This window comes from Streptomyces rubiginosohelvolus (assembly GCF_014649875.1).
Classification (GTDB): domain Bacteria; phylum Actinomycetota; class Actinomycetes; order Streptomycetales; family Streptomycetaceae; genus Streptomyces; species Streptomyces rubiginosohelvolus.
The window spans coordinates 1-9,108 of sequence record NZ_BMTW01000032.1 but is presented as its reverse complement, the minus strand read 5'-3'; the positions used below and the strand labels follow the sequence as shown (position 1 = coordinate 9,108).

Below are 9,108 nucleotides of genomic sequence, written 5' to 3'. Positions count from 1 at the left end.
CCGGGCTGCAGCTTGTGGGTCGCCGGGAAGGTGAACTTGTTGCCGACGGCGTCCTTGACGACGTAGCCCCTGAGGTTGACGGTCGCGGTGCGCGAGTAGTTCTTGATCGTCAGGTACTCGTCCTTCGTGTTGCCGCCGGAGCACTTGTTGGAGTCGGAGCCGGGAGCGTCGTACTGGACGCCCTTGATCTTCAGAGCCGAGGAGTACTCGGCGGCCTGGGCCGGAGCGGCGCCCGCGAGACCAAGCGCGAGGACCGAAGCGGCGGTGGCGGCAGCGGTCAGGGCATGACGGACATGCATGAGGAGTCCCCCCTCAATGGTGCGAATGTAGCGTCGAGGAGCCTATCGAGATCTGTGACTTCCCGGTGAAGAAATGAAAGGGAAAGCGTGTACTCGTCAGGAGGGGCTGAACGTCGCGGCGGCGGTGCTACAGGTGGGTGCTGCGGCTGCGGGGTGCGCGGTGGGCCCGCCGGTTGGGCAGCCGCCCGCTGAACAGGATTAGCCGGGCCGCGCGGTGGCGCTGCCCGGCGTACGGCTCCAGAAGCTGAAGCATCTGTGCGTCCGTGCCGCCCCGGGCGCCGGTGAGGGCGTAGCCGATCTGGACGGGTAGGTGGAGATAGCCCAGGGGCAGGGCGTCGGGCGCTTTGAGGACGCGTTGCAGAGTCTCGGCGGCGGTCCAGGGGCCGATGCCCGGGCCATCGCCTCCGGCAGCCGCATCTCTGCGGCTTCTTCCAGACGCGGGGCGTATGAGCAGGCGCGGAGGATGGCGGCGGCGCGGACCGGTCGGCTCCGGCCCGGTGCCACTCCCAGCTGGGCACCATCCGCCACGTGGCCGCCGAAGGCACGATGCGCATCCCCTCCGGTGCTGGGCCCGAGGGCTTTTCGCCGTACCGGTCAGCAGGCACCGCCAGGCGTAGTGGGCGCTGCCGGTGGTAATCCGCTGTTCAGCACGCTGGGGACGAGAGCCTCCATCACCAGTTCGGTGCGGGCGAGCCGCAGCCCGCCGTGCTTACGGAGTGCTGCGGCCACCACCCGGTGACGGGGCCGGAACTCGGCCGGCTTGTCATCCGCGCCGAGCAGGGACGGCAGCTGCTTCAGCGCCCAGTCGGCGCCCGGTCCCCATGCCGTGCCGGTGATGCGCCGTCCGGCGGTCGTGTCCGGGCGGTCGCTGATCCGGAGGGTGACCGGACCGTTGGGGGTGCGGGAGCACCGCCACCAGGTCCCGTCGGGCTCCTGCCGGCAGGCCGGGTCCCCGCGGCCGCGCCGCAGCACCCGGAGCGGGCGGGTGAGTTCGTAGGGCGCGGGCGGCGCCCAGGTACGGCTGGGCATGGCTCTCAGCGTACGAGGGCCGTCACCGTCTCGGTCTCCCTTTGCCACAGGGCGGGGATAGGGAGTGCCGGATGGGGGGGGTGGCTCGACGCATCATCCGAAGAGGCGTGCGCCGGTCGTTCGCGGTTCCCCACCGGCCTGGTGCACCGCGGTCCCGCTACAGGATCCGCCCGGCCGACGGCGCCGGCGAATTCTCGGTGCGGTCGAGCGCCTCCATCATTCCCGACGCGCCAGGAGCAGCAGGGCTCTGGGCTGGGGGGGCCCGGCCAGAATCAGTCGGCGCCCCTGTCGAGCCGAACGACTGGGAGTAGAGCGATTCCCCGGCCGTGCAGAACCTGCATGCTGGGGCCGTCTGTCGTGGGGCAGGGCCGGTACCCTTGTCCCCGAGGTACCGGCCCGGCGTTGAACGCGGCGTTCAGGCCGTCTTCTTCAGTGAGGTGAGGTGGGCGAAGACCACCACGTTCGCCGAGTAGCCTGCCTTCTCGTCGAAGCGGCCGCCGCAGGTCAGCAGCCGCAGTTCGGGTCGCCCGGTCTCCCCGTACACCTTGTCATCGGGGAACTTTTCCTTCGTGTACGTCTTCACCGCATCCACCGTGAACACTGCGGTCTTGCGGTCCGCGCGCACCACGTTGACCTTGTCGCCCCGGCGCAGTGCGTTGAGGTTGAGGAAGATGGCAGGGCCCGTCCTTGTGTCGCGGTGGCCCACGAGCAGGGCCGTTCCGTCCTCACCGGGTGAGGGCCCCTTCTCGTACCAGCCCGTCAGCTTGGGCTTACTCAACGGCGGGGCTCCCAGCCGGCCCTTCGCATCGAGGCCCAGCCCGGTGACCGCAGCCTCGATGTAGATGGCTGGGATGGCGACCTTGAGCGGCCGGGACGGCACCAGAGGCGCGTGCGAGGCGGGCACGTGCTGATCTGGTTTGTGCGGTGCCCGCCGGAACGGCTCCCGCCCGCCGCCGACGGAGTCACCTCCGCGGGCAGCGGTGGCCGGCACCGTGTCCTCGGACGAGTCCGAGGACACCCAGACGATGCCGGCCACCAAAGAGAACGTCACGCTCAGCGTCATCGTGAGACGGCACGCGCGCGTCGGCCCTCGCCGTCGTCCTCGGCAGCGAGAGCTACGCCTCACCACGAGCACGGCGACGTGCGGACCGGCGCATCATGATCAGACCCGCAGCGCCCGCCGCCCCAGCAGCCAGCACGGCACCGGTGGTTGTGGCGTTCGAGTCGCTGTCGGAGCTGACAGGCTCCATGTCCGGGACACCGCCGCCGCCCGCGGGGACACCTCCGATGGGCTGCTGCGGTTTGTGCGGCTTGCTGCCGTGGTTACCGCGGTCGCACTCGACCTTGAAGCTCCGCTGCTTCGGGCCCGCGGGCACGACCCACACCAGCTGGTAGGTGCCCTCCGGGAGCAGGTACGCCTCGCTGCGCGCACTGCCGTTGATGAGCGGAAGTCTGTCCATCAGGGTGGTGCCCGGCGGCACGGTCGGAGGCTGCTCGGTGATCGTCCAGGGGACGGAGGGAAACGACTCGAAGTTGCTCGCCGACAGCACGAACTTGCAGACCTCGACCCCGCCGCGGCTGGAGTGCCAGCTGACCGAGCGGACGTCGATGTTGCCGCTGTCGCCGGGGGCGGCGTAGGCGGCGGGTGCTCCGGCCAGGGTGGCGCCGGCGATCGCGACGGCGACGGCGACCTTGGCCCCCGTACGGGCGCTGCGGGGGCGGACGGAACTGGGGATGCGCATGAAGGCTCCTTCAAGCCGAGATGATTGTCGTACTGATCACCTGATCGACTAAGAAGTGCCATACAAAAATATGAAAAGTACGATAAGACACGGTCATATGACGAATGTTCCCTGATCGGCCGATAGCACCCAGGTGGAATCCAACGCACGGACCAGGTGGAAGCTGGCGGCCCCAAACCCTCCGCGCCCCGGCAGCACTGCTCCCTCCGGCGCCCCGCTGAGCTCCGGACGAGGGCGGCTCACCATCGCGGACGCCATCAAGAAGATTCCGGCTCACCGAGCCGTGCGCCGACTCACTCGGTTCCGCCTCTGCCGGATGAGACCCGTGGCGTACGTCGTCACGCGCGGTATCTCCGCCGGCCCCGACGATCTGCTCGTTCGGGGCGCCTTTGAGCTTACCGAGGACATTCGGCCATCCGCTGGTGAGGCCTCCGCGAACGCCTCCCCGGGTATGTACAGCCCCTGGACGCCTACCTCGGCGCGCTCACCCGGTAGCCCAGCAGCGACGCCACCGAGCAGCGCGCGGTTAGATCCCATGTTCTACAAGGCGGAAACTACAGCCGCTGGGATCAGCCCGGCGGCCAAGAACGACGGAGCCAATCATTTGTCGCCTCATGATTCAGCCGCCCCGCCGCCCCCAACACCACTGGCAACCGGGGCGGTTCACTCAGCCGAGAACTACTGATCTGGTACCGCTCGATGGTCGCCTCCCCGGCAACATGACACGCCTGCGGCTGCCGAGCCGACTCCTCCCAGCGCCTGCCCGGGCACGCAGCATGCCGACGAACGTCTCTCCCGGCCGCTCGCCGCACCGGCTGACCACGCAGAGGGCCTGATACGGCTCGGCGCCCCACCGGATAAGGCCGTCGCACCGGGCATCACCGGGGAACCAGCTCCACATCTACTGGTGATTCAAGGGGCCGCATCCCAGTGTCAGCCACTCTCCTGAGCACGAGTCCGCCAGAGGTCGTCCTGGGCGCGGGCCCTTTCCCACAGCCGGCCAACTCCGTCCGGCCCGAGATCCTCGAGCGGTACGAGGAGCTTCTCCCGGAGCGTCGCGGCAAACTCCCCCACATCCTCGATGGTCCGGGCGCTCCTGCCATCAGCGCTGTACTGCCGGACCGTCCGTGAGAGGAGCAGCAAGGTGTGCCCCGCCACGGGCCGGGCGGTGATGAGCGTGGTGACGTAGGGCGATACCGGAGCCGTGGAGAGCTCCTGCGAGCGGGCGGCGAAATCGGCGGGCTCACATGGCTGGAGACGGAAGTCGTAGGAGGCGATGGTCGCGCCCGGGTGGTGGTGGAAGCGCCAGGTCTGCGGGTCCAGTCGCTCCAGCCTGTAGGTGAAACTTCCCTGCTTTTGGGTGCCTTCGCGCAGGTGGAGCGGTTCCATGAACCCGTCTCCGATACCGGCGTCGGCAACCCATTGCCGACCGTCCAGGTCGATGATCAGTGCAGTGTGATTGCCCCACATCGCATTCCCATGAGCCTGGCGCATGACGCCGCCCTCGACCATCGACACCTCGAACCCGGACAGGCGCAGCAACATGGCGAGGCCTGCGTTCTGTTCGTAGCAGAAGCCGCCGCGTCGGCGGCGTATGAGTTTGTCGGACAGCACGTCGGGGTCGAGGCTGATCGGTCGGCCGAGCTGGATGTCGAGGTTCTCGTACGGCACCGTGCGCCGCCAGCATCGGTGCAGAGCGAAGAGCATCTCCAGGTCAGGCGTAATGCGGCCTCGGTACCCAATCCGACGCAGCATCGCATCAAGAGTCATCCGCCCCTCCTAAGTGAAGGAAGATCCGCCACTTAGCCAGATTATAAGGAGGATACTCACTCAGATATAGTGCTGGGATGACACCTTCGTCTTCCGGACGGGATCTGCGAGCCGATGCCCGGCTCAACCGTGAACAGATCATCGCGGCGGCCCGGGAACTGTTCGCCGAGCGAGGGCCCGACGTATCGACGGAAGAGGTGGCCCGCCGCGCCTGCGTCAGCACCGGCACCCTTTACCGCCGCTTCCCCGACCGGCAGGCGCTGATCAGCGCGGTGGCGCTGGACGGGTTTCACCGCGTAGTGGCCATCGCCCGAACGGCCGAGGACGAAGAGGCCAACGCCTGGCAAGCCCTGACACGATTCGTCCACCAGGCAAGAACCGAACTACGGTTGGCGACTTGGCTGTCGGTCTGGTTCGCCAGCACCTGGGCCGAGCTTCAGGAAGACCCCGAGAACCAGCGGCTACGTCACATCCTGCTGAAGATCCTCAACCGGCTCGTCCGCAGCGCCCAGTCCGACGGCGATATGCGCCCGGACGTCGGCACCGGCGACCTGGCCCTGTTGATCGCTCTGCTGCTGCGGCCCATCCCCGGCCTGCACACCGAGCTCAGCCAGCGCAGTGCCGATCGCGCTCTGGACCTCATGCTCGACAGCCTGCGGGCCCGCGACGACAACCAGCAGCTGCCTCACCAACGGATCACCACCGCCGATCTCGAACCCGGCAGCTAACTCAAACCTCGCATTGCCCGGAAACGATGTCGCACGCGAAGCCGGCATCGAGCCGCCCGGCCGGGTTACGGACTGACCCACCGACGCTCCACCGGCTGGCCAGGCGCTGGGCCGGTCCCGCGGCGGGCTGACGACGAGAATCCATCTCGCGCTCCCCCCCGGGGGGGTGGCCCCGGCCCAGGGCCCCCGGTGTACGAAACGCTGCCGGGGCCCGGCCCGCCCGGGGTCAGCGCTGCGGCAGAGCCCCCTGCTCACACACCAGCAGAGCGACCTCGCGAAGCTTGATGTTGTTGTCCTGCGAGTAGCGGCGCAGCGCGTTGAACGCCTCGTCCTCCGGGATGTGGTGGCGGGCCATGAGGATGCCCATCGCCTGGCCGATCTGATGGCGTGAGGCGAGGGCCTGTTCCATCTGGGCGTGGGTGCGGGCGGCGGACAGGGCAACCTCGGATTGGGAGGCCAGCAGCGCGCCGGCTCGCTCGCTCTCCTCGGTGAACGCGCCGGGCCGGCAGGAGTAGAAGCTGAGCACCCCGAAATCCTCATGCTCGGTAAGCAGCAGGAAGCCCATCATGCTGCCCACCCCCCGCTTCCTGGCTTCGGGCACGAAGTCGGGCCACCGCGGCTCCGCTCGGTGAAGTCAGCGATCCGGAACGCCCGCTGCCCCATCTCACGGCGGGCGACATCAAGGCCCGGGCCCTGGTCCAGCTTGCGCTGGAGCTGGTCCAGTTCCGCCACCAGAGGCTTGGACGGTGCCAGCGAGACCAGGCCCTGCACGCTCAGCACCAGAACCCCCGCCGCGTCACACCCCGCCACCAGCTTGACCGCCGAACCCGTGATCCGACCCAGCGTCACCTCCACCGGGCGGCACACCGCGCAGGCCTGCGCGCCCCCGGCCAGCTCGGCGCGGGCGCGCTCCGCGGTGACCGGCCGCAGCGTCCTGCCCGTGGCCCAGCAGTCGCCCTGGTGGACCTCAGCGGCAGACGTCCCAACGCCGGTCTTGGTGATGCCCCAGTCAGGCGTCCGCGCACGGCCCGGCCCGGCGGCGGGCTGCCCAGGCGCGGCCGTGGGCGTCAGGGCCGGCTGGCGCTGCTGCCGCTCGACGGCCACGATCCGCACCCGGACCCGTTGCAGATAGAGGACTGCCCAGGTCTCCAGCGTCCGCAGACGCTCCAGGTCAGGGAGTAGGTCGTCGTCCATACCGGTCCGCTCCTCCGCCGGGTCCCCGGCTCCGCAGCCCCGGCCGCCGCGCGGGCGGCTCCTCGACCAGGACGCACGTACTCCAGTCCCGGCCGGTCCGAACGATCAGCCCCCGCGCTTCGAGCCGGCCGAGCTGATGGGCAACCGAGCTGGTGCTGGAGAGACCAACCCGGGCCCCGATCTCCCGCACCGTGGGCCCGTGCCCGCGCTCCGCGAGCGACGACCGGATCACCGCCAGGACGGCTTCCTGCCTGGCGGTGAGAGGGCGGGGCTCCCGCCTCACGCCGCATCCGTCCTCCGGTCCCCGGCCGTCATACGGCGCAGCTCCACCCGCGCCGCCGGGGACCACCCGGCCGGAGTCGACCAGAACGGGTGCCACTCGATCCGGACCGACAGCAGGAGCAGGCGGCGGCGCAGCTCGGTGGCATGTCGGGGGCGGGGTACTGCGAGAGCGCGGTAGGCGGCGTGCCACTCCCGCTGGGCTTCGATCAGGTCGTCGGGGAAGGGGAAGCGGTCCATCCACTAATTAGAACCCGTGTTCGAATTCTGGGGCTAGTCGAATCCGCCCGACCCCGGCCGCCGAGGGTCACTTGAGCGTGACGCACGCCTTCGTCGTCAACCCCCGGAACTCCACGCACACCTTCGTGTTGCGCGGGTACTTCGGGCCGGTGTGCCCGCCCCGCCCCCAGGAGGTCTCCACGAAGCTGCCCACACGGTTCGCACGCTTCCAGCCGCCGCCCGTCTTCCACGTCCCGCCGGGCTTCTTCACCAGCCAGCGGGCCGTACCGGACCGGACACCCTCCCGCGAGGCGTACACCCAGCCCACCCCACGGGCCTGGGCGCCACGGCGGTGCCAGTGGTGGACCACAATCCCGGGGCGGCAGCCGGAGCCGGACCCCGCGCAGTCATTGGCCCGGGTGTCGACGTACGCCCGCACGGCCGTCGGCTCGGCCGACGCGGCGGGAACAGAGGCCACGGGAACCAGCATGGCGGCCAGGGCGGCAGAGAAGATCATCGGTCGTTTCATGATCGCTCAACCGTCTCGGCGGCCCCCACCGTCACGGGCAGCGGGGCCGGTTCACTCCGTCGAGGCCCGTGCCGGCCACGACGACCGGACTCACCGGCCCTCGGTCCCCGCCGCCGGAGCGCTCGCCGCGGCATGAGAGGCAGTAGGCGCCGGGGACGAGCACGGGCGTCGGCTCACCCCCACGCCCAGGTGGGGTGACGGCGGGCGGCTGCGATGAGGGGCTTCGATGCCTTGGGGCGTGGCTGGAGCCGGTTACGACGGCGCGCGGGGGTGGTGTCAGTGGCGATGAGGGTGCGGATGTGATCGGTGAAGTCGGGGTCGGTCAGGGGGAGGTCGAAGTCGTCGACGTAGCCGACGGCGGCCGGGGCGTAGTCGATGACGGCGCCGACGGTGGCCGGGACGGGGGCGGGGCCGGTTCTGAGGGCTCCGAGGATGCGCAGGGCGGTGGGCAGCAGGCTCGCGTCGGTGCTGGAGACCTCGTGGAGTGCGGTGGTGACCGCGGCGGGGACGTCGTCGGTCTCGATTCCTGGCTCTTCGCTGTGGGTGTGGGGGTGGTCGGTGGAGGGGGTGTTCTGGAGGAGTTCAGTCTGCTCGTGCCACCAGCGGGCAGGGGCGTGTTCGCCGAGGGAACGGTGGTGGAGGTAGAGGCAGTAGGAGGCGGCGGGGTCGCCGGCTCCGGCGGCGTACTGCCACCAGAAGCGGGCGTTCTCCTCGGATTCGGCGAGCTGGAGGATGCAGCCCAGGACCCGGGCGCCGGGGGGTTCGGGGAGTTGGGGGGTGAGGAAGGTGCACAGGGTGGGCAGCGCGGTGGTGTGGGTGACGACGGCCGCGCAGAGGTTCTTGAGGTTCTGGGCGGCCTCCGCGGAGGTCGGCTCGTCCACGGCGGTGACCGCGGGCACCGGGTCGGGGGCCGGGGTGGGGGTGTGGAGGCGGGCGAGGACGCGGGCTTCGGCGGCGTCGATGTCGGCCTGGGTGTAGGGGGCGGAGACGAGGCGGGCGCGGGAGAGGAATTCGTCGATGTGCGGGGTCATCGCTGTCCTTCCATGGCGCGGTCGGGGCCGAGGATCTCCCGCAGGCGGCGCAGGGAGTGACGGACCGTTGAGCGGACGGTGGCGCTGGTCATTCCGAGTACGGCGGCGGCCTCGGGGGCGTTCATGCCCTGGAAGTAGGTCATCACCATGACGTCCTGCTGCCGGTCGGTGAGCTGGCGCAGGGCGCGGAAAAGGGCGAGGGACTCGGTGATCTGGCCGATCGGGTCGACGGCATCGCGCAGCGCGACGGTGTTGAACGCGGCTTCGTCGATCAGCGGGGGCCGGCGG

12 protein-coding genes and 1 pseudogene are annotated in these 9,108 nt (G+C 70.0%); 1 reads left to right on the top strand and 12 read right to left on the bottom strand.

The features are described from left to right. From IE134_RS33825 to IE134_RS33805, 5 genes and pseudogenes are all read right to left on the bottom strand, one after another. A partial coding sequence (locus IE134_RS33825) for a lamin tail domain-containing protein (protein WP_189432837.1) occupies nucleotides 1–299 on the bottom strand: 299 nt, incomplete at its 3' end. 127 nt (nucleotides 300–426) lie between these two features. Next, a pseudogene (locus IE134_RS33820) lies at nucleotides 427–1,328 on the bottom strand (DNA-3-methyladenine glycosylase family protein). A 415-nt stretch (nucleotides 1,329–1,743) separates the two neighbouring features. Further along, the gene (locus IE134_RS33815) at nucleotides 1,744–2,391 is read right to left on the bottom strand and encodes a class F sortase (RefSeq protein ID WP_189432835.1); all 648 of its coding nucleotides are present in this window, start codon (nucleotides 2,389–2,391) and stop codon (nucleotides 1,744–1,746) included. A 52-nt stretch (nucleotides 2,392–2,443) separates the two neighbouring features. Next, on the bottom strand, nucleotides 2,444–3,070 hold the full coding sequence (locus IE134_RS33810) for a hypothetical protein (protein ID WP_189432834.1): 627 nt from the start codon (nucleotides 3,068–3,070) through the stop codon (nucleotides 2,444–2,446). 933 nt (nucleotides 3,071–4,003) lie between these two features. Then, nucleotides 4,004–4,840: an arylamine N-acetyltransferase family protein gene (locus tag IE134_RS33805; RefSeq protein WP_189432832.1), complete on the bottom strand. Its 837-nt coding sequence runs from the start codon at nucleotides 4,838–4,840 to the stop codon at nucleotides 4,004–4,006. 77 nt (nucleotides 4,841–4,917) lie between these two features. Between IE134_RS33805 and IE134_RS33800 the strand changes: the two genes are divergently transcribed. Then, nucleotides 4,918–5,568, top strand: coding sequence for a TetR/AcrR family transcriptional regulator (locus IE134_RS33800; protein ID WP_189432830.1), 651 nt, complete (start codon nucleotides 4,918–4,920; stop codon nucleotides 5,566–5,568). 226 nt (nucleotides 5,569–5,794) lie between these two features. Here the strand turns inward: IE134_RS33800 and IE134_RS34575 are convergent, their stop codons facing one another. From IE134_RS34575 to IE134_RS33770, 7 genes are all read right to left on the bottom strand, one after another. Continuing rightward, nucleotides 5,795–6,136, bottom strand: a complete 342-nt coding sequence (locus IE134_RS34575; RefSeq protein ID WP_308432657.1) for an ANTAR domain-containing protein — start codon at nucleotides 6,134–6,136, stop codon at nucleotides 5,795–5,797. Next, the gene (locus tag IE134_RS34570; RefSeq protein WP_308432656.1) at nucleotides 6,133–6,762 is read right to left on the bottom strand and encodes a DUF6233 domain-containing protein; all 630 of its coding nucleotides are present in this window, start codon (nucleotides 6,760–6,762) and stop codon (nucleotides 6,133–6,135) included. The genes IE134_RS34575 and IE134_RS34570 overlap by 4 nt, the downstream gene beginning before the upstream one ends. Continuing rightward, nucleotides 6,740–7,045: a LexA family protein gene (locus IE134_RS33790; protein WP_189432828.1), complete on the bottom strand. Its 306-nt coding sequence runs from the start codon at nucleotides 7,043–7,045 to the stop codon at nucleotides 6,740–6,742. The genes IE134_RS34570 and IE134_RS33790 overlap by 23 nt, the downstream gene beginning before the upstream one ends. Continuing rightward, nucleotides 7,042–7,281, bottom strand: a complete 240-nt coding sequence (locus tag IE134_RS33785; protein ID WP_189432826.1) for a DUF8825 domain-containing protein — start codon at nucleotides 7,279–7,281, stop codon at nucleotides 7,042–7,044. The genes IE134_RS33790 and IE134_RS33785 overlap by 4 nt, the downstream gene beginning before the upstream one ends. A 67-nt stretch (nucleotides 7,282–7,348) precedes the next feature. Beyond that, nucleotides 7,349–7,777 (bottom strand): hypothetical protein, encoded by a 429-nt coding sequence (locus tag IE134_RS33780; protein ID WP_189432824.1) that lies wholly within the window; start codon nucleotides 7,775–7,777, stop codon nucleotides 7,349–7,351. 185 nt (nucleotides 7,778–7,962) lie between these two features. After that, complete coding sequence (locus tag IE134_RS34500) at nucleotides 7,963–8,820, bottom strand: hypothetical protein (protein WP_189432822.1); 858 nt, start codon at nucleotides 8,818–8,820, stop codon at nucleotides 7,963–7,965. Then, nucleotides 8,817–9,108 (bottom strand): RNA polymerase sigma factor (locus IE134_RS33770; protein ID WP_189432820.1); only part of this gene is annotated, 292 nt, incomplete at its 5' end. The genes IE134_RS33770 and IE134_RS34500, both read right to left, overlap by 4 nt.